Genomic DNA, 20,471 nt, shown 5'->3' with positions numbered 1-20,471 from the left:
CGGTCGCATTTAAGCGAGAGCCAATTTTTGGCGCGCATATTGTAACGCTTTTTCAATCACTTGCTCAATGCTTAATCGGGTAGAATCCAAAACTAATGCATCAGCAGCAGGAACTAACGGCGCTACAGCGCGATTACGATCGCGATCGTCGCGTTCCTTGATCTCGGCCAAAAGGCGTTCAAAGTTAACACTAAAGCCATTCTCCTGCAACTGTAGCATACGTCGATGCGCACGTTCCTCCGAGGAGGCGTCAAGGAAAATTTTTACCGGCGCATCCGGGAAGACCACGGTCCCCATATCGCGTCCATCGGCGATTAAACCAGGCGCTTCGCGGAATGCGCGTTGGCGGCGAAGAAGCGCTTCACGCACGCGTGGGAATGCCGCCACCTGGGATGCCGCGTTCGCGACTTCCTGCGTACGGATTTCGCCGCTAACGTCCTCGCCTTCCAGGATAACTTCCAGGTTGCCGTCCGTTGAGACGAAACGCACGTCCAGATGGGACGCCAGCGGCACCAGCGCATCTTCAGAGGCGAGATCGACATGGTGATGCAATGCCGCCAGCGCCAGTACGCGGTATATCGCGCCGGAATCCAGCAGATGCCATTGCAATGCTTCCGCCATTGCTTTGCACAAGGTGCCTTTACCTGCACCGCTTGGGCCATCAATGGTTATTACCGGGGCAATTGCCGTCATCTTTATCTCCTTAAACAGGCGTACCGTTAACGTAAACGCCGCGCATTATACGCGCCAACGCTCGCGACCGTTAACGTTGCGTGCAAAAACCAGTTTTGTCTGTAATCAGATGCGGAATAATTGCGCAATTATAGCGGGCCGGCGAGAAACCAGCCCGAAAGATGACAATGATTTACTTTTTATCTTCGGCAATTCTGTCGCGCATATGCTGCGCGCGATCGGCTGAAGCCGGGTGGGAGTCCATCAATGATTTTGCATGACCTGCGTCCATTGTGGCGAATTTATCGAATGCCGTGACTAAGCCCTGGGTGTTAATCCCGCGTTTTTTCAGCAGATCGTAAGAGAAGTCATCCGCATCCGACTCCTGACTGCGAGAAAACGCCGAATTGATGACGCCTTCCGCCAGATCGCCCAATTGAGACTGGGAAAGCTGCGCTGCGACGCCGCTGGTGGCGGAAATCGCATCGCGAGCCGCCAGCGTGGCATAAGCGGTCTGCATTGCCTTGCGAGAGTGCCCTAAAGAGACATGGCCCAGTTCATGGCCCAGTACGCCTTCAATTTCATTATCGGTCATCAGATCCATCAGGCCGGAGTATACGCGAACGCAACCGTTCGCCATCGCCCATGCGTTGATATCGCTGGTCATATAGACTTTATAGCTAACCGGCGTACCGTCAATGTTGTTACCCAGCGCTTTGGCGATTTTGCTCAGACGTTTGGTGTATTTGCTTTTCGAACCTGCCAGTTGATTCTCGCTGTCCATTTGTTTACAGGCATTATTAGATAATGCCTTAACATCCGCATCGGACAGTGTGGCGGCTTTGTAGGCTGACATGCCTGAACTGGCGATTAAATTGCCATTCACGCCATTTTTACATCCTGCCAGTAGCGTGGCGGAAATCGCCACCGCCAGTAGTAATGATTTATTTTTCATACTAATCTTCCGTTGATAACTATTATAAAAAACACATAAATCAATGTGTTAAATCATCAACAAATTAGCATTAGTCATAATTATAAAAATAGTGCGAATACGGACTCGGCGCGCCAGCCCGTCGACTGGCGCAACAGAAGACTTAGGCAGGCGTACTCATTCGCGCCAGTTGTTCGAAATAATCAGGGAACGTTTTTGCGGTACATTTAGGGTCCAGGATCGTAACTGGCGTATCGGACAGTGCGACCAGTGAGAAGCACATCGCCATACGGTGGTCGTTGTACGTGCCAATATCCGCGTGTTGGAGCTTCGCCGGCGGCGTGATACGAATATAGTCGTGCCCTTCTTCGACTTCAGCGCCCACTTTACGTAGCTCGGTCGCCATCGCGAACAGGCGATCGGTTTCTTTCACTCGCCAGTTATAAATATTGCGCAACGTCGTGGTTCCTTTCGCAAACAGCGCCGTGGTGGCAATCGTCATCGCCGCATCCGGAATATGGTTCATATCCATATCTATGGCGTGCAATTCACCGCGCGTGCAGGCAATAAAATCATCGCCCCAGGTAATGGTCGCGCCCATTTTCTCCAGCACATCGGCAAAACGAATATCGCCCTGCATACTTTTGCGGCCAATTCCGGTCACTTTTACCGTGCCGCCTTTTATCGCCCCGGCGGCGAGAAAATAGGACGCTGACGAGGCATCGCCCTCGACCAGATAGCGACCTGGAGAGTGATACTGTTGACCTCCCTTCACGACAAATTGTTGGTAGTGGTGGTTCGCTATCTCCACGCCAAAGGTTTTCATTAAATTTAGCGTGATATCGATGTAAGGTTTTGATACCAGTTCGCCTTTAACGCGAATAATTGTGTCTTTAGGGGCCAGCGGCGCCGTCATCAGCAGAGCGGTCAGGAACTGGCTGGAAACGCTACCATCAACCTCAATGTCGCCGCCGGTAAAACCGCCGCGCAGACGCAGGGGCGGATAGTTTTCCTGCTCCAGGTAATCAATATTCGCCCCGCCCTGACGCAGCGAATCGACCAGATGGCCTATCGGACGCTCTTTCATACGCGGTTCGCCGGTTAACACTATCTCATTTTGCCCCAGACATAGCGCTGCCGCTAACGGACGCATCGCGGTTCCGGCATTACCGAGAAACAGTTCCAGAGCGCCTGGCGCACGTAATGCGCCGCCATTACCCGTGATATCACAGCGGGTGCGATCGGCAGAAAGGGTGTAATTGATCCCCAACGCGCTCAGGGCATTGAGCATATGGCGGACGTCATCGCTATCCAGCAGATTCGTCAGAACGGTTTTACCACAAGCTAAAGCCGCCAGGAGCAAAGCACGGTTTGAAACACTTTTGGAGCCAGGTAAATTAATGGCGCCATCGACCCGCGCGATGGGTTGTAACGTCAGGGATTCCATGAAACTCAACTCTCAAAAAACAGAAATAAAAACCCCACAGACTGGCCATGGGGATGAAAAAAGAAACGTATTAGCCGTGGCGACGCTCAAAATCGATCATGAAATCGGTCAGCGCTTTTACCCCTTCAATCGGCATGGCGTTATAGATAGAGGCGCGCATACCGCCAACAACACGGTGCCCTTTTAAGGCGTGCAGACCGGCGGCGAAAGACTCTTCCAGAAAGACCTTGTCCAGCGTATTGTCCGCTAACTGGAACGGAACATTCATCCGCGAACGGTTGGCCTGTGCGACATCGTTACGGTAGAAATCGCTGTTATCAATCACACCGTACAGCAACTCCGCTTTTTGCTGATTGATTTTGTGCATCGCCGCCACGCCGCCCTGCGCTTTCAACCATTTGAACACCAGACCGGAAAGATACCAGGCGAAAGTCGGCGGCGTATTAAACATCGAGTCGTTATCACTCAGGACGGTGTAGTCGAGGATGGACGGGCAGCTCTCATGCGCCTTGCCTAACAGATCCTCCCGGACGATAACCAGCGTCAGTCCTGCCGGACCGATATTCTTCTGCGCGCCAGCATAAATTACGCCATAGCGAGAGACGTCCAGCGGCGCAGACAGGATGGTAGAAGAAAAGTCCGCCGTGACGACCACCTCCGGGCCAAAATCCGGCGTTTCATCGATGGCGATGCCGTCAATGGTCTCATTCGGGCAATAGTGTAAATAAGCGGCGTTATCGGAAAGCTGCCACTCGCGCATCGGTTTCACGGCACGTTTGCCGTCCACGGTGATTTTGGCGTCGATAATCTGCGGAACACAGTATTTTTTGGCTTCTTTGATGGCGCTCGCCGCCCAGTAACCAGCATCGACATAATCCGCCGTGGTTTTATCGCCCAGCAGATTGAGCGGCACGCCAGCAAACTGCCCGCGACCGCCGCCGTGACAAAATAAAACTTTATAGTTGGAGGGGATATTAAGGAGATCGCGAAAATCCTGCTCCGCCTCTTCAGCGACCTGGATAAACTCTTTGCCTCGATGGCTAATTTCCATTACCGACGTACCAAGACCGTGCCAGTCACGCAGTTCCTGTTGCGCCAGTTTAAGTACTTCCGCCGGTAGCATCGCCGGACCTGAACTAAAATTAAAGACCTGAGCCATTTCCCCTCACCACGCTGCATTGTTTCCTGCCTGACAGACATCAGGCAAACGTTATTCATGTGAATATCGGTTTTATCATTCAGTGACACGCGCCGCAATGGGTAAAACAATGCGAGGAGAAAATGCGGCATTCGTCACACAACAGAATCTTCCGGATTAACCGTATAAATCCGATATTTTCGCTGTTAAACAACGCGTTTAGCCCGGCTTGCCTTCGTCCATTCTGGATTTGCGCAGCGCGGACATAATTGCTTTTCCCCGGCGTTCATGCGTATCACTTCACTGCAACGTACGCAGGCATAGTCGCCAGCCTCCGGCGCCACGATAAAGCGTGGCGTACAGTGCTCAGGAAGAATGCTTAACCCCGGCTTAACGTCTTTATTTTCAAAGAAATAGACGCTGATTTGTCCGTTTGTCTCCAGGATGGCCAGTCTGACCTGCCCCAGTTGCTCAACGCCATTCAAGCGAAGCTCCATAAAAAATTCAAACTCCGTCATGTTCGAGCGCTGCAGTTTTTCCCACGCCAGTTCGCCGTCTTCAACAATGACCACCGACTTGCCTTCCAGCAGATCTTCCAACTTTTCACTATGCGCCATCAGCCACATGACCAGGCGATAGAGCAGCGCCAGGGTGATGAATACCACCAGAACAGGGAGCATCGGAACGTCATCATAAAACGCGACGTCGCCTGCCGCCGATCCCAATGTCAAAATGATCAGCACTTCAAAAAGCGACATTTGCCGTACGCCGCGTCGTCCTGTCACCTTTAAGAAAAGAAACACCAGAACAAAGGTGTAAAAGCTACGCAGCGCCACTTCCCCCAAAAACGCTACCGGCACGTTATCCAGCGCCATTCGTTGCAAATCAAATGCTTTCATTTTTTATGCTCTTCCTGTGAATGCCAGTGTAAAAGCATAGCCAATACTTTTATTTCCGCCGATGTCCCGGCGAGATAGCGCCCGTCACATAAAACCCGTATCATTGCGCGCTTTCCGTACGACAAAAGTGATTTTCATGACGCAAACATTTATTCCCGGCAAAGACGCCGCGCTGGAAGACTCCATCGCCCGCTTCCAGCAAAAGTTACTCGACCTCGGCTTTCACATCGAAGAGGCCTCCTGGCTGAACCCGGTGCCAAACGTCTGGTCAGTGCATATTCGCGATAAAGAGTGCGCGTTATGCTTTACCAACGGAAAAGGCGCGACCAAAAAAGCGGCGCTGGCCTCGGCGCTGGGCGAATACTTCGAGCGTCTGTCAACCAACTACTTTTTTGCTGATTTCTGGCTTGGCGAAACGATCGCCAACGGGCCATTCGTGCATTATCCGAACGAAAAGTGGTTTCCGCTGACTGAAAATGACGACGTACCGGAAGGCTTGCTTGATGCCCGTCTGCGCGCGTTTTACGATCCGGAAAATGAACTCACCGGAAGCCAGTTAATTGATCTTCAGTCCGGCAATGAAGCTCGCGGCGTCTGCGGCCTGCCATTTACCCGTCAGTCCGATAACCAGACCGTGTATATTCCGATGAATATCATCGGCAACCTGTACGTCTCTAACGGAATGTCCGCCGGCAATACGCGTAGTGAAGCCCGCGTTCAGGGACTGTCGGAAGTCTTCGAGCGTTATGTGAAAAATCGCATCATTGCGGAAAGTATCAGTCTGCCGGAGATTCCCGCAGAGGTGATGGCGCGTTATCCGGCGGTAATGGAGTCAATCGCCACGCTGGAAGCCGAGGGTTTCCCGATTTTCGCCTATGACGGCTCGCTGGGCGGTAAGTATCCGGTTATCTGCGTCGTGCTGTTCAACCCGGCTAACGGTACCTGCTTTGCTTCTTTTGGCGCCCATCCTGACTTTGGCGTTGCGCTGGAGCGTACAGTGACCGAGCTACTCCAGGGACGCGGTCTGAAAGATCTTGATGTCTTCACGCCACCAACGTTCGATGATGAAGAAGTCGCGGAGCACACTAATCTGGAGACCCACTTCATCGACTCCAGCGGCCTGATTTCCTGGGATCTGTTCAAACAGGACGCCGATTATCCGTTCACGGACTGGAGTTTTTCCGGCACTACCGAAGAAGAATTCGCCACGCTGATGGCCATCTTTGCTGCTGAAGATAAAGAGGTTTACATTGCCGATTACGAGCATCTCGGCGTATACGCCTGTCGTATTATCGTACCGGGAATGTCTGATATTTATCCTGCCGAAGATCTGTGGCTGGCCAACAACAATATGGGTAGCCATCTTCGTGAGACTCTGCTTTCGCTGCCCGGTAGCGCCTGGAATAAAGAAGATTATCTCAATCTGATTGAACAATTGGATGAAGAAGGTTTTGACGATTTCACCCGCGTGCGTGAACTGTTGGGTCTGGCGACCGGAGCGGACAATGGTTGGTATACACTGCGCGTCGGCGAATTAAAAGCAATGTTAGCGTTAGCGGGCGGCGATTTGGAGCAGGCGCTAATCTGGACAGAATGGACGATGGAGTTCAATTCGTCGGTCTTTAGTCCGGCACGCGCAAACTATTACCGTTGCCTGCAAACTCTGCTGCTCCTGTCGCAAGAAGATGCGCGTCAGCCACTGCAATATCTCAATGCTTTTATAAAAATGTATGGCGCAGAGGCTGTAGAGGCCGCCAGCGCCGCGCTTAGCGGTGAAGCGGCTTTTTATGGACTACCGGCTGTCGACCACGATCTACAAGCGTTCCCGGCGCATCAGTCCTTGTTAAAAGCGTATGATAAATTACAGCGTGCGAAAGCGGCATACTGGTCAAAATAAGGCCATATGAGTGACTTAGGGTAGGTTTACCCTCTCGGCTGCGTTATATTACGGGGCGCCTTTGCGGCCCCGTTTTATTTATTTTCGCTAAACGGCGAAAAATGTAATAACAAGGTTAAATATTGGTTGTTGATATTAAATTAATTGACATAGTGATGTTACTTTATTTGTTGATTACTCCATATTAATTAACCGTGCAGCAGGAGGAGTCAGGAAAAAATTCAACTCTATTTATAATTTTTAAAATTTATTTTTATTAGGATAATCAAAAAGTTACACCGTAATTGCATAAAAGCCATGCGACTTACGGGCCTATAAGCCAGGCGAGATATGATCTATATCAAATTCTCATCTATAATGCTTTGTTAGTATCTCGTCGCCGACTTAATAAAGAGAGAGTTAGTGTGAAAGCTGACAACCCTTTTGACCTTTTACTCCCTGCAGCAATGGCCAAAGTGGCTGAAGAAGCAGGCGTCTATAAAGCAACGAAACATCCGCTTAAGACTTTCTATCTGGCGATTACCGCCGGCGTATTCATTTCAATTGCCTTTGTTTTTTATATTACTGCGACAACCGGTACTGGCGCGATGCCTTATGGCATGGCGAAACTTATCGGGGGTATCTGTTTCTCTTTGGGACTGATTCTCTGTGTTATTTGCGGCGCTGATCTCTTCACCTCTACTGTTCTGATCGTTGTAGCTAAAGCTAGCGGTCGCATCACTTGGGGGCAACTGGCTAAAAACTGGTTAAACGTCTATTTTGGTAACCTGATTGGCGCTCTGCTTTTCGTGTTACTGATGTGGCTTTCCGGCGAGTATATGACTGCCAACGGTCAATGGGGACTTAACGTCCTGCAAACCGCCGACCACAAAATGCACCACACTTTTATTGAAGCTGTCTGCCTCGGTATTCTGGCGAACCTGATGGTTTGTCTGGCCGTGTGGATGAGCTACTCAGGTCGTAGCCTGATGGACAAAGCGTTCATCATGGTACTGCCCGTCGCCATGTTTGTCGCCAGCGGTTTTGAGCACAGTATCGCAAACATGTTTATGATTCCTATGGGTATTGTAATACGCGATTTCGCTACACCGGAGTTTTGGACCGCGGTCGGTTCGTCTCCGGAAAGTTTTTCTCACCTGACCGTGATGAGCTTCATCACTGATAACCTGATTCCGGTCACGATCGGTAATATTATCGGCGGCGGTTTGTTGGTCGGGTTGACATACTGGGTCATTTACCTGCGTGGTAACGAGCATCATTAATCTGTTGATGCCCATTACACGCAGTAAATAAAAAATCCACTTAAGAAGGTAGGTGTTACATGTCCGAGCTTAATGAAAAGTTAGCCACAGCCTGGGAAGGTTTTACCAAAGGTGACTGGCAGAATGAAGTAAACGTCCGTGACTTCATTCAGAAAAACTACACTCCGTATGAGGGTGACGAGTCCTTCCTGGCTGGCGCTACTGACGCGACCACCAAGCTGTGGGACAGCGTAATGGAAGGCGTTAAACAGGAAAACCGCACTCACGCGCCTGTTGACTTTGACACCTCCGTTGCTTCCACCATCACTTCTCACGACGCTGGCTACATCAACAAAGCGCTTGAGAAAATTGTTGGTCTGCAGACTGAAGCTCCGCTGAAGCGTGCGATTATCCCGTTCGGCGGCATCAAAATGGTTGAAGGTTCCTGCAAAGCGTACAATCGCGAGTTGGACCCAATGATCAAAAAAATCTTCACCGAATACCGTAAGACCCACAACCAGGGCGTATTCGACGTTTATACTCCGGACATCCTGCGTTGCCGTAAATCCGGCGTTCTGACCGGTCTGCCGGATGCGTATGGCCGTGGCCGTATCATCGGTGACTACCGTCGCGTAGCGCTGTACGGTATCGACTACCTGATGAAAGACAAATTCGCGCAGTTTACGTCTCTGCAATCCGATCTGGAAAACGGCGTAAATCTGGAAGCGACTATCCGTCTGCGTGAAGAAATCGCTGAACAGCACCGCGCTCTGGGTCAGATCAAAGAAATGGCAGCTAAATACGGCTGCGATATCTCTGGTCCGGCGACTAACGCTCAGGAAGCAATCCAGTGGACTTACTTCGGTTACCTGGCTGCGGTTAAATCTCAGAACGGCGCAGCAATGTCCTTCGGTCGTGTATCCACCTTCCTGGATGCGTACATCGAACGTGACCTGAAAGCAGGCAAAATCACCGAGCAAGACGCACAGGAAATGATTGACCACCTGGTCATGAAACTGCGTATGGTTCGCTTCCTGCGTACTCCTGAATATGATGAACTGTTCTCCGGCGACCCGATTTGGGCAACCGAATCTATCGGCGGTATGGGCGTTGATGGCCGTACTCTGGTCACCAAAAACAGCTTCCGTTTCCTGAACACCCTGTACACCATGGGGCCGTCTCCGGAGCCGAACATCACCGTTCTGTGGTCTGAAAAACTGCCGCTGAACTTCAAGAAATTCGCCGCTAAAGTCTCCATCGACACCTCTTCTCTGCAGTACGAGAACGATGACCTGATGCGTCCGGACTTCAACAACGATGACTACGCTATCGCATGCTGCGTAAGCCCGATGATCGTTGGTAAACAAATGCAGTTCTTCGGTGCGCGTGCAAACCTGGCGAAAACCATGCTGTACGCTATCAACGGCGGCGTTGATGAAAAACTGAAAATGCAGGTTGGTCCGAAATCCGAACCGATCAAAGGCGATGTTCTGAACTTCGACGAAGTGATGGATCGCATGGATCACTTCATGGACTGGCTGGCTAAACAGTATGTCACCGCGCTGAACGTTATCCACTACATGCACGACAAGTACAGCTACGAAGCCTCTCTGATGGCGCTGCACGACCGTGACGTTATCCGCACCATGGCGTGTGGTATCGCAGGTCTGTCCGTTGCTGCTGACTCCCTGTCTGCCATCAAATATGCGAAAGTTAAACCGATTCGTGACGAAGATGGTCTGGCTATCGACTTCGAAATCGAAGGCGAATACCCGCAGTTTGGTAACAACGACGCTCGTGTAGATGACATGGCGGTTGACCTGGTAGAACGTTTCATGAAGAAAATTCAGAAACTGACCACCTACCGTGGCGCTATCCCGACGCAGTCTGTTCTGACCATCACTTCTAACGTTGTGTATGGTAAGAAAACCGGTAACACCCCGGATGGTCGTCGCGCTGGCGCGCCGTTCGGACCAGGTGCTAACCCGATGCACGGTCGTGACCAGAAAGGCGCTGTCGCTTCTCTGACCTCCGTTGCTAAACTGCCGTTTGCTTACGCGAAAGATGGTATTTCTTATACCTTCTCTATCGTTCCGAACGCACTGGGTAAAGACGACGAAGTTCGTAAGACTAACCTGGCAGGTCTGATGGATGGTTACTTCCACCACGAAGCGTCCATCGAAGGCGGTCAGCACCTGAACGTCAACGTCATGAACCGTGAAATGCTGCTGGACGCGATGGAACATCCGGAAAAATATCCGCAGCTGACCATCCGTGTATCTGGTTACGCAGTACGTTTTAACTCCCTGACGAAAGAACAGCAGCAGGACGTTATTACTCGTACCTTCACGCAGACCATGTAATGGGTTTGACTGAAATTACGCCATAAAAAGCGTACAAAAAAGGCTCCATATCAGTGGGGCCTTTTTAATGACTTTTTATATAAGCATATTGCGACAACTCGACTTTTCACTTATAAATAAAGTGTTATTATGTGATCTATATATTTTTCTTAGAATAGCATCAATTTCTCTTTTATTATTTTGATAATCATCATAATCCTTATTTAATACATCAGAAAACAGCATGGTGTTAGTTTCTATTAAATCAGATGACAATGACGGTTTATATGCTTGTAGCAGATAGCTAAGTGTTGGATGAACCATATCAAACAGGACTTCCCCCTCTAATTCCCAGTAACCTATTTTAAAAAATTGGGTAGTAATATTAAAAGACCCCATTTGAAGACAGCGTAGTTTATTCCTCTCCTCTTCAGTAAGAGTACCATTCCATTCAACACATTCCATTTTTCGATCTTCTCCAGATCGCATAAGCTTATAAACTTCATCCTTAACGTCATCATCCTCATTAACTGCATCTTTAAGTTTATTAGCAAATCCTTCTAATAATTCTGGATAGCGAGCAATTTTTTCTCCATACTTAATACATATTTTAAGAAACAACTCTTCTTCATCTTCTTCCATCACTTTAAAAATACAGTTTTCTGAAACATTGAGGAGACGATGCAAATTACATTTATCAATAACCTTGCCATCAATCTCAAATAAAACTTGTGTCTGATTCATATCAAAACGCATAACAAAGCGGTCTTGTTGAGATGGATTAGCATATTCTTTTAATTGTGTAAAGGCATGTATCTTCTCCATGCCGGTTATATCAACATTAAGTTCAGCTTGATTTTCACGTTCACATCCATGGATGAGTGTATATAATACCTCCAGCACCTCTTGTTTTTTGTGTGTTCTGAAGCAGTCCTTAAATCTATCCCATACCCCCATGTATAGCGCTTCTTCTTTATCAGGACTCATCAAACGGGCTAGCCGTGAATGATTAATTTCATAGTTATGACGATTACCAAAACTTAACGTAACTGGCATAATAACTCCCTTGATTATTTACCGCGAAAGCAAGATCCAATCCGTTGCTCTCATTTTTTGATTAAAACCACACTCTATTTAAGAGATTGAATCAGCCTGGGTTTAGAAATGACATCAGATTTACACCTGATTGCGCGTTGAATGCGACGCCAGGCGCTGGACAGCGCATAACGTTCTTTGGACACATCTGAATTATGTTGAGAATTATTTTCGTTCTGACCACAACAAAACGGCGCCAACCATTCGAAAAAAGAGGCGGATCATAAACAGTAAAACCAGGGCGCTATGGATGATACACTTGCAGTATGTATTGCGGTTGAGGCGTTACGAGCTGATGAATGAGCCAGAATTTCTGGCGGTGCGAGTTATGCAGCATAGATTTGCCGTATATTTTATACTGAATAGAGGTAAAATAGCTCCATTGCAGCACATTCTGGAACAGCCACACATTCTGTAGTCCAAAATTTACGCTCGCAGTACCGCTTTTTTACAGGATGCAACCCCCTTACCAGGGTGCTCAACATGCCCGGAATGTGTCCATAAACCCCATGTTATTTAGAGCTAGCCGAAGCGATATGAGTAACTTAACCAATTGTATTACAAATGAAAGTGTTGCAGTAACTGCTGATAAAAAGCCGGTTATTGGTCGCATTCACTCCTTTGAGTCCTGTGGCACCGTTGATGGCCCAGGCATCCGCTTTATTACCTTTTTTCAGGGCTGCCTGATGCGCTGCCTGTATTGCCATAACCGCGACACATGGGATACGCATGGCGGTAAAGAAATCACCGTTGAAGACTTAATGAAAGAGGTGGTGACCTATCGGCATTTTATGAATGCTTCTGGCGGCGGCGTGACGGCATCCGGCGGCGAGGCCATTTTGCAGGCAGAATTTGTACGCGACTGGTTTCGCGCCTGTAAAAAAGAAGGTATCCACACCTGTCTCGACACCAACGGCTTTGTGCGCCGTTATGACCCGGTGATTGATGAACTGTTGGACGTTACCGATCTGGTGATGCTCGATCTCAAGCAGATGAATGATGAGATCCACCAGAATCTGGTCGGTGTCTCTAATCACCGGACGCTGGAATTCGCGCAGTATTTATCAAAGAAAAATGTGAAGGTCTGGATCCGTTACGTTGTCGTTCCCGGCTGGTCTGACGACGATGATTCCGCGCATCGCCTGGGCGAGTTTACCCGCGATATGGGTAATGTCGAAAAAATCGAACTGCTGCCCTATCATGAGCTGGGCAAACATAAATGGGTGGCAATGGGCGAAGAATATAAACTGGATGGCGTGAAGCCGCCTAAAAAAGAGACCATGGAGCGTGTAAAGGGTATTCTTGAGCAGTATGGTCATAAAGTGATGTATTAATCGCCTGCTATCTTATCCGCTTTTAAACGGCTACCCATGACGGTAGCCGTTTTGCTGTCTGGATAACGCTCTTACCGCTAAAATACCCGACCCCGCCATCAGACAGGCCTGGTTAACAATATTGCGCTTACCAGGTATTAAATACAGAGTCGCTTATCTGCTGCTGGGTTGAAGGTCTGACAACTATTGCTGCCCCGGCGCCTGTTAATACCGTGGTCTCCGCCAGGAACCCAGGCACCTGTAACCTTAAAAGGCGCTCGCCTGACAGGAGCGCCGTGGAAAAGAGCGTCGTTATGTGTTTCTACGCGCCAGCAGTGGGAAAATTAATCCCAACCCGACCAGGACAAAAGGCGTCACGATGTTCAACGTCAGCTGGAATGTCCACTCCGGCGTGAACGCCTCCATTTTGGGGAAAATACCGGTAAGGCAGGCAAACGCGGTGAAGGCAAAACACCATATTCCCACAGTTAACGCCAACGCCCGGTTGCGAATAAACACATATTCGGGTTTGTACTTTTGCGCCAGTCGAATGACGGCAATAAAGGCGACAAATACCCACAGATAGCGCAGCGGCATAACAACTGAGTTGAGATTAAGCAGCCATTTGTACAGGTTGTTCATATCGCCGATGCCAAGCGTTGGCAACATAATCAAGATAGCGACCAACACTAATGTCAGCAAATAACCGTTAACAGGCGTACCTGAAGCGTTAGTACGACATAAGCGCTGCGGGATATATTTAGTGTCTGCATCACCCAGTAAAACTTTCAGTGGCGCATCAATAGAAAACACCAGCGCGGCGATTTGCCCCAGAGTATTGGCAATGGCATAAATCACCATTAATGAATTACCCATATGGTAATACTCACCCAATTTCTGGAATGCATAATATTGCCCATTGGTCATTAAATCGTCAGGTATATGCCGGGAATCAAACATCATTCCCATCGCCAACGAACCGAGGATAGCGCAGACCGCAACCATGACGGCTAAAAAGAGCATCCCCTTCGGAAATTCTTTTCCTGGATTCCGCGTCTGGTTGACATAAGGCGAGATCTTCTCTGCCCCACCAACCGCAAAGACCAACATAGAGATGGTGGTGATATAGGTAAAATCGATATGAGGAATAAATGACTGCCAGGTGATGTTAGTGGTCGCAATTTCAACGTTTGTAATTGCTGGCGCGGTCACTGCCATCACAACATATAAAATTGACATGATAAACATGGCAATCCCGGCCACAGACCCAACAACCTTTAGCGATTTCATCCCCCTGGAAGCAACCCACATAAAGAAAACAAACAATGCCAGCGTCAACCCCTGCAAGGCAACGACGGTATATTCTTTTATCAACGAGCCGTCGCCTTTTAAAGCCCATCCCAATGCAATGAGTATCGCCTGCGGCTTTTGCGCCAGGTAGGGAATATGCACGACCCAATAGGTCCATGCCGCAAGGTAAGCCAACCCCGGCCCCATCGTATGCTTAATCCAGGTACTGACGCCCCCTTTTCCCTCTTTGAAGGTTGAGCCCAGTTGCCCCACGATTAAGGCATAAGGAATAAAATAGAGCGCAAAAATAAACACCCAGGAGAAGACAACCACTAACCCCTGGTTAGCATAGTTATTGACAACATTGCCGAATCCCCAAACGGTAATAAACGACATCAGGGCGATGTTGTACCATCGCAACTGTTTTTCCTGCACATTCGGCATAACGCGATCCTTCGTGAACACAATGCTATTACTATAAATGAAGCGGGGGATTATGCGCGGTAAAGACGAAGAGAGAAAATAGAGGAGCGCAAAATTATAACCTTCGGCACATTTTATTTTTCAGTAAAGCAAGAAAATTATGCAGGTCAATTATTTTACGTAAAACATAAACAAAGAGTATGCAAGACTCACGTCCTGCATACGATTCAGAGAACAGTCAGATGTGGGCGACAGGATTAGGCGTCTGGCCGGCGTTACGTAACAGCATCAGCAGATAAATAAACGATACGCTGGCGATCATAATAAACAGCAGATTATCTGAATAATTCTGCATTAACATCGCAGCAAAAGACGGCCCCAACAGGCTCCCTACCGTATAACTTAACAACAGCGCCTGGTTCATTGCCACAAGCTGGTGGTGTTCGACTTTTTCACAGGCCCAGGCCATTGCAACGGGATAAAGCGTAAAACCCGCCGCCCCCAGAATAAACAGAGCTGGCGCCATCGCCGCCTGGGTTAACATGGCAATACTGCCGAGTATGACAACGAATACCTGTACGCGTAACACCAGCAAGCGACCAAATTTGTCCGCCAGACGTCCCATTGGCCATTGCCCCAAAATACCGGCACTCACCAGCACCGCCATCCAGAAACCGATGCTGGCGTTAGCCATCCCCTGATGCTTCAGATATAACGGCATCAGGCCATATAATGAACCAAGAACAATGCCGGAAATAATACAACCATTCACGCCAAGACGCGCCTGGCGTAGCTTCAGCATGGCGCTAATAGAAGAGGAATGACGTGCCTGCGTTTGCTGATTTACAATTCGGGTAAAGAGTAGCGGCAGAATTCCCGCCAGAATCATTCCGGTCACCCAGGGAAGGACGTGCAGCAATTCACCAGATACTTTACTGACCAATAATTGTCCAAGAAAGGTCCCCATGTAATAGACCATCATATAGGCAGCCAGCAGGCGCCCGCGATTATGCGAGGTTCCGCTGCACATCAACGCGCTTTCGACAACCACCCAAATCATGGCGCAGCCGATGCCGGCAATAAAACGCCAGCTCATCCAGCTCCAGAACCCCACCATCACCCCCAATCCGACACAACCCGCGGCGAAGATCAGCGAGGCAAGATAATAGCTACGGTTAAACCCAATGCGTTTAATTAAATACCCGGTAAATAACGTCCCGACCAGATTGCCGGTAAAATAAGACGAGCTGACCATCCCCACCTGCCAGGTCGGAAGGTTTGCCTGAGCAAGCCACAGCGGCACAAGCGTATTCAGTACCGCAATGGCCAGGGTCAACAAAAGTAGCCCGCACAGCAAAAGCATGACGGGACGGGTATAGGTGGACATGAATAAAAACCGTGAGGAAGTTCAAATTTCATGCGCATCATGCCATCGCCAAAAACATTGTCAATCGGCTCCGCATGGGCGATCCGCAAGTTTTGAGACTATCGATTTGATTTACTTATTCTGCGCGTGAATATATTGAAAGGCTAAAAATTCATCCCCTTGTTTTTATTGATCTAACCCGCAAAATCGGCGTTTTGTTCAGTCGAAAAATTTCATGGTTCCTTTAGCTTCGTTTTCTTCTCTATGGATTTATATGCGCCTTCTACGCCCCGGTTATATTCCTTAGATTGATGGGCGGCTAAAGGCGTATTCGGCCTGCACGTTCTGCAGGCCGAATGCGCGTCAACGCGTTAGCTGGCTACCGCCATGCCCACGGTCATATGCAGCCCATAGAATACGCCGCGGCCAATCAATTCCCCCGCCAGCATCAGAATGAAGGCGACAGAGAGCAACGGTACCGCAGGTTGATACCCTTTTAACTGTGGCACAATCCAGCAGCACAACGCCGCCGCAAGCAGCACCATACGCCAGGCCATCAGCGAACCATAATCCGGCACCAGAGCAGACGCCTGCTGAATGGAACTGTGAATCGTCGCCAGTTCCGCGCCCTGCATGGCCACCATAATGGCAATAACCACCAGCGCCAGCACCGAAACCGCAGGCAACAGACGCATCGCCCAACCGTTCACGCCTGCGATGCGCAGCAGCAGATAACCCAGTAGCGGGCCACCCATAAAGAGCGTCAGGAAGAAGCCCAGCGGCGTCCAGACGCTATACCAGGTCGGTACTGTATCGATGCTGTTATAGACGCGTACCATCATCCAGACGAAGACGACGCCCAGTACCATCGTGATAATCAGCCAGAGTGTGCGCAGTGCCGGCGGCAGCTTTTTCAGTACCGCCAGCAGCCAGCCAATCCCGCCGACCGCAAAAAACACCGAGCCGCTGGCAATTTCATTGCTCAGTGCGGAAGCACCCACGCGGTTAAGCGAGTTAAACGCGCGCATCGGCGAGCCCAGATGCAGCATCGAGGCGATAAAGCCAATCCCCATCAGCACCCACAGACCAAACATACAGGCGATCACCCGCTGCTGCGTTTCCGCGCGCAGGTCGCCCTTCATCAGCGCCAGAGCCAGAACAATAAAACCACCGGCCACGCACTGACCAAAGACCGTGAAGATCATCAACGGCCATTCATGCCATCCACTTCCCATCTTATACCTCCTTCGGATTGGCCAGATAACCGGTGGTGTCCCCGGTCGGGCGGCTGTTGGCGTTGGGTTTAATCACAATATTCGGCTTCGTGAAATGCGCGCGCGGCAACGGCGCGACGGCAGCCAGCTCACCGTGTTTTTTGCGCAGTTCGTCTATCGGGCCGAAATCCAGCGCCCGCAGCGGGCAGGATTCGACGCAGATCGGCTTTTTGCCTTCCGCCACCCGGTCATAACAGCCGTCGCACTTGGTCATATGACCTTTGGCCGCGTTGTACTGCGGCGCGCCGTACGGGCAGGCCATGTGGCAGTAGCGGCAGCCGATACAGACCTCTTCGTTCACCACCACAAAACCGTCATCGCGCTTGTGCATCGCGCCGCTCGGACAGACTTTGGTACAGGCCGGGTCTTCGCAGTGGTTACAGGAGATGGAGAGATAGTAGGCAAAGACGTTCTGGTGCCAGACGCCGTTATCCTCCTGCCAGTCGCCACCCGCATACTCATAAATGCGGCGGAAGCTGACATCCGGGGTCAAATCTTTGTAGTCCTTGCAGGCCAGTTCGCAGGTTTTGCAACCGGTGCAACGGCTGGAATCAATAAAAAATCCATACTGGGTTGTCATCGGTTACTCCTTACGCCTTTTCAACCTGAACGAGGTTCGTATGTGACGGGTTCCCCTTCGCCAGCGGAGAAGGACGTTGGGTCGTCAGTACGTTAATACATCCGCCCTGATCCACGCGTTTTGCATCCGGGTCATACCATGCGCCTTCTCCCAGGGCGACCACGCCCGGCATCATGCGCGGCGTCACTTTAGCCTCGATGTGTACTTCGCCGCGATCGTTGAAGATGCGGACTTTATCACCATTGTTGATACCGCGTTTCTGCGCATCCATTGGGTTAATCCACATTTCCTGGCGACAGGCGGCTTTCAGTACGTCTACGTTGCCATAAGTGGAATGCACACGCGCTTTATAGTGGAAACCCGTCAACTGCAGCGGGAATTTATCCGTTAGCGGATCGTTATAGTTTTCAAAACCTGGCGTGTAGATCGGTAATGGATCGATCACGTCGCCTTCCGGCAGCTCCCAGGTAGCGGCGATATCCGCCAACGCCTGTGAATAGATTTCAATCTTGCCCGATGGCGTTGTAAGTGGATTCGCTTGCGGATCTTCGCGGAAGTCTTTATAGGCGACATGGTGGCCTTCGGGGTCGCGCTGTTTGAAGATGCCTTGCTTACGGAACTCCTCAAAGGTGGGCAGATTCGGAATGGATTTACGCGACTGTTCGTACAGATGACGCATCCACTCTTCTTGCGTCCGTCCTTCGGTAAACTGTTGTTCCACGCCAAGACGTTTCGCCAGTTCGCTGGTCATCTCATAAATCGTCTTACACTCGAAGCGCGGTTTAATTGCCTGGTCAGTGAAGATAACGTAAGACATGTTTCCGCAGGAGGCATCCAGCGCAAAGTCCATCTGCTCAGAAGCAGTGCAATCCGGTAACAGAATATCGGCGTATTTTGCCGACGAAGTCATATGACAGTCGATAACGACGATCATTTCGCATTTCTTGTCATCCTGCAGGATTTCGTGGGTGCGGTTAATCTCAGAGTGCTGGTTAATCAAACAGTTGCCAGCATAGTTCCAGATCATTTTGATCGGCACGTCCAGCTTATCTTTACCCCGCACGCCATCACGCAGCGCCGTCATTTCCGGGCCGCGTTCAATGGCATCGGTCCACATAAACATGGAGATGCTGGTTTCAACCGGGTTTTCTAACGTGGGCATACGTTCAAATGGCAGGGCATAAGACCCTTCGCGCGCGCCGCTGTTACCGCCGTTAATCCCAACATTACCCGTCAGGATCGCCAGCATCGAGATGGCGCGCGTGGCGATTTCTCCATTAGCATGACGTTGTGGCCCCCACCCCTGGCAAATATAGGCGGGTTTAGCGCTGCCGATTTCTCGCGCCAGCTTAATAATGCGATCCGCCGGGATACCGGTAATTTGCGCCGCCCACTCCGGCGTCTTCGCGATACCGTCTTTACCCTGGCCCAGAATATAGGCTTTGTAGTGACCGTTTTTCGGCGCGCTGGCAGGCAAGGTTTTTTCGTCATAACCGACGCAATATTTATCCAGGAACGGCTGATCGACCATGTTCTCGGTGATTAAGACATATGCCAGACCATTGACCAGCGCCGCATCGGTACCTGGACGAATCGGAATCCACTCATCTTCGCGACCAGCGCCAGTGTCGGTGTAACGAGGGTCGATAATGATCATCCGCGCGTTTGATTTCTGCCGCGCCTGTTCAAGATAATAGGTTACACCGCCCCCGCTCATGCGGGTTTCGCCAGGGTTATTACCAAACAACACCACCAGCTTACTGTTTTCAATGTCGGATGGACTATTGCCATCCGCCCAGCCGCCATAGGTGTAATTCAGACCCGCTGCGATTTGCGCGGAAGAGTAATCACCGTAGTGGTTCAGATAACCGCCACAGCAGTTCATCAGACGAGCGACCAGCGTTTTTCCTGGCGGCCATGAACGTGTCAAAGTGCCGCCCAGCGTACCCGTGCCATAGTTCAGATAAATGGACTCGTTGCCATACTCTTTGATAAGACGCTGCATATTGGTGGCAATGATATCGTAGGCTTCGTCCCAGCTAATACGCTCAAATTTACCTTCGCCGCGCGCGCCGACGCGCTTCATCGGATACTTGAGCCGATCCGGGTTATAGACGCGACGACGCATAGAACGACCGCGCAGGCAGGCGCGAACCTGATGCAAGCCATCGTAATCATCGTTTCCGGTATTATCCGTTTCTACATATTTGATTTCGCCATCCACAACATGCATACGTAGCGGACAACGGCTGCCACAGTTTACCGTACAGGCGCTCCAGACGACTTTCTCGTCGGTTTTCGTCGGGCTTATCGCCTCTGCGGCGTTAGCGATGCGGGTAAATGGCAGGGTAAATGCGCTACTGGCCATCGCCAGGCCGCCTATCGCGGTGGTTTTGACTAAACCACGACGGCTCACCTCGGCTGCCAGCACGGCATCAGGGATCTTAGTTTTCATAAGGGCTCACTCTGCTGCTCACAATAAAAAAACAATAAAACGATGTATAGAATTTTATATAGCGACAACTTCGCTATAAAGTCTGATATATATCGAAAAAATAGA

16 protein-coding genes are annotated in these 20,471 nt (G+C 50.1%); 5 read left to right on the top strand and 11 right to left on the bottom strand.

Going from position 1 to position 20,471, the window contains the following annotated elements; all coding sequences use genetic code 11:
- Positions 1-9: 9 nt before the first annotated feature.
- The 5 genes from cmk to ACLJTG_RS19295 form a co-directional block, all read right to left on the bottom strand.
- Complete coding sequence (gene cmk / locus ACLJTG_RS19315) at positions 10-693, bottom strand: (d)CMP kinase (protein ID WP_000125007.1); 684 nt, start codon at positions 691-693, stop codon at positions 10-12.
- A 172-nt stretch (positions 694-865) separates the two neighbouring features.
- A complete protein-coding gene (locus ACLJTG_RS19310; protein WP_000792301.1) occupies positions 866-1,627 on the bottom strand; it encodes a M48 family metallopeptidase in 762 nt (253 codons plus the stop codon).
- A gap of 142 nt (positions 1,628-1,769) precedes the next feature.
- Positions 1,770-3,053 carry a 3-phosphoshikimate 1-carboxyvinyltransferase gene (gene aroA, locus ACLJTG_RS19305; protein WP_000445191.1) on the bottom strand — a complete coding sequence of 428 codons (1,284 nt, stop codon included), beginning with the start codon at positions 3,051-3,053 and terminating at the stop codon, positions 1,770-1,772.
- Between the two features lie 70 nt (positions 3,054-3,123).
- Entirely contained in the window at positions 3,124-4,212 is a 1,089-nt protein-coding gene (gene serC / locus ACLJTG_RS19300) for a 3-phosphoserine/phosphohydroxythreonine transaminase (RefSeq protein ID WP_198898292.1), read from the bottom strand.
- 185 nt (positions 4,213-4,397) lie between these two features.
- A complete protein-coding gene (locus tag ACLJTG_RS19295) occupies positions 4,398-5,090 on the bottom strand; it encodes a DUF421 domain-containing protein (protein WP_000642866.1) in 693 nt (230 codons plus the stop codon).
- A gap of 136 nt (positions 5,091-5,226) precedes the next feature.
- Between ACLJTG_RS19295 and ycaO the strand changes: the two genes are divergently transcribed.
- From ycaO to pflB, 3 genes are all read left to right on the top strand, one after another.
- Entirely contained in the window at positions 5,227-6,987 is a 1,761-nt protein-coding gene (ycaO, locus tag ACLJTG_RS19290; protein WP_198898291.1) for a 30S ribosomal protein S12 methylthiotransferase accessory factor YcaO, read from the top strand.
- Between the two features lie 404 nt (positions 6,988-7,391).
- Positions 7,392-8,249, top strand: coding sequence for a formate transporter FocA (gene focA / locus ACLJTG_RS19285; protein WP_000642539.1), 858 nt, complete (start codon positions 7,392-7,394; stop codon positions 8,247-8,249).
- Positions 8,250-8,308: 59 nt separating this feature from the next.
- Positions 8,309-10,591: a formate C-acetyltransferase gene (gene pflB, locus ACLJTG_RS19280; RefSeq protein WP_001292799.1), complete on the top strand. Its 2,283-nt coding sequence runs from the start codon at positions 8,309-8,311 to the stop codon at positions 10,589-10,591.
- A gap of 75 nt (positions 10,592-10,666) precedes the next feature.
- Here pflB and sopD2 read toward each other — a convergent pair whose 3' ends face one another.
- The gene (sopD2, locus tag ACLJTG_RS19275; RefSeq protein ID WP_021000120.1) at positions 10,667-11,626 is read right to left on the bottom strand and encodes an SPI-2 type III secretion system effector SopD2; all 960 of its coding nucleotides are present in this window, start codon (positions 11,624-11,626) and stop codon (positions 10,667-10,669) included.
- Between the two features lie 130 nt (positions 11,627-11,756).
- Between sopD2 and ACLJTG_RS19270 the strand changes: the two genes are divergently transcribed.
- Entirely contained in the window at positions 11,757-12,083 is a 327-nt protein-coding gene (locus tag ACLJTG_RS19270; protein ID WP_010989001.1) for a hypothetical protein, read from the top strand.
- Positions 12,084-12,201: 118 nt separating this feature from the next.
- Complete coding sequence (gene pflA, locus ACLJTG_RS19265) at positions 12,202-12,999, top strand: pyruvate formate lyase 1-activating protein (protein ID WP_000067973.1); 798 nt, start codon at positions 12,202-12,204, stop codon at positions 12,997-12,999.
- 291 nt (positions 13,000-13,290) lie between these two features.
- On the opposite strand, the gene ACLJTG_RS19260 is transcribed toward pflA, so the two are convergent.
- From ACLJTG_RS19260 to dmsA, 5 genes are all read right to left on the bottom strand, one after another.
- Positions 13,291-14,712, bottom strand: a complete 1,422-nt coding sequence (locus ACLJTG_RS19260) for an APC family permease (RefSeq protein ID WP_001134268.1) — start codon at positions 14,710-14,712, stop codon at positions 13,291-13,293.
- A 217-nt stretch (positions 14,713-14,929) separates the two neighbouring features.
- Entirely contained in the window at positions 14,930-16,078 is a 1,149-nt protein-coding gene (locus tag ACLJTG_RS19255; protein WP_000109271.1) for an MFS transporter, read from the bottom strand.
- Between the two features lie 350 nt (positions 16,079-16,428).
- Positions 16,429-17,292 (bottom strand): dimethyl sulfoxide reductase anchor subunit family protein, encoded by an 864-nt coding sequence (locus tag ACLJTG_RS19250; RefSeq protein ID WP_000534681.1) that lies wholly within the window; start codon positions 17,290-17,292, stop codon positions 16,429-16,431.
- Position 17,293: 1 nt separating this feature from the next.
- Entirely contained in the window at positions 17,294-17,911 is a 618-nt protein-coding gene (dmsB, locus tag ACLJTG_RS19245) for a dimethylsulfoxide reductase iron-sulfur subunit DmsB (protein WP_000213069.1), read from the bottom strand.
- A 10-nt stretch (positions 17,912-17,921) separates the two neighbouring features.
- Positions 17,922-20,366, bottom strand: a complete 2,445-nt coding sequence (gene dmsA / locus ACLJTG_RS19240) for a dimethylsulfoxide reductase subunit A (RefSeq protein WP_000850262.1) — start codon at positions 20,364-20,366, stop codon at positions 17,922-17,924.
- Positions 20,367-20,471: the final 105 nt, after the last annotated feature.

This window comes from Salmonella sp. SAL00672 (genome assembly GCF_046552175.1).
Taxonomy (GTDB): Bacteria; Pseudomonadota; Gammaproteobacteria; order Enterobacterales; family Enterobacteriaceae; genus Salmonella; species Salmonella enterica.
The sequence above is the reverse complement of the archived record's forward strand: the minus strand, read 5'-3'. Positions and strand labels throughout refer to the sequence as shown.

Coding starts and splice junctions, on each gene's coding strand:
- cmk (WP_000125007.1), bottom strand. CDS start 693: ATGACGGCAATTGCCCCGGTAATAACCATTGATGGCCCAAGCGGTGCA.
- ACLJTG_RS19310 (WP_000792301.1), bottom strand. CDS start 1,627: ATGAAAAATAAATCATTACTACTGGCGGTGGCGATTTCCGCCACGCTA.
- aroA (WP_000445191.1), bottom strand. CDS start 3,053: ATGGAATCCCTGACGTTACAACCCATCGCGCGGGTCGATGGCGCCATT.
- serC (WP_198898292.1), bottom strand. CDS start 4,212: ATGGCTCAGGTCTTTAATTTTAGTTCAGGTCCGGCGATGCTACCGGCG.
- ACLJTG_RS19295 (WP_000642866.1), bottom strand. CDS start 5,090: ATGAAAGCATTTGATTTGCAACGAATGGCGCTGGATAACGTGCCGGTA.
- ycaO (WP_198898291.1), top strand. CDS start 5,227: ATGACGCAAACATTTATTCCCGGCAAAGACGCCGCGCTGGAAGACTCC.
- pflB (WP_001292799.1), top strand. CDS start 8,309: ATGTCCGAGCTTAATGAAAAGTTAGCCACAGCCTGGGAAGGTTTTACC.
- sopD2 (WP_021000120.1), bottom strand. CDS start 11,626: ATGCCAGTTACGTTAAGTTTTGGTAATCGTCATAACTATGAAATTAAT.
- pflA (WP_000067973.1), top strand. CDS start 12,202: ATGAGTAACTTAACCAATTGTATTACAAATGAAAGTGTTGCAGTAACT.
- ACLJTG_RS19260 (WP_001134268.1), bottom strand. CDS start 14,712: ATGCCGAATGTGCAGGAAAAACAGTTGCGATGGTACAACATCGCCCTG.
- ACLJTG_RS19255 (WP_000109271.1), bottom strand. CDS start 16,078: ATGTCCACCTATACCCGTCCCGTCATGCTTTTGCTGTGCGGGCTACTT.
- ACLJTG_RS19250 (WP_000534681.1), bottom strand. CDS start 17,292: ATGGGAAGTGGATGGCATGAATGGCCGTTGATGATCTTCACGGTCTTT.
- dmsB (WP_000213069.1), bottom strand. CDS start 17,911: ATGACAACCCAGTATGGATTTTTTATTGATTCCAGCCGTTGCACCGGT.
- dmsA (WP_000850262.1), bottom strand. CDS start 20,366: ATGAAAACTAAGATCCCTGATGCCGTGCTGGCAGCCGAGGTGAGCCGT.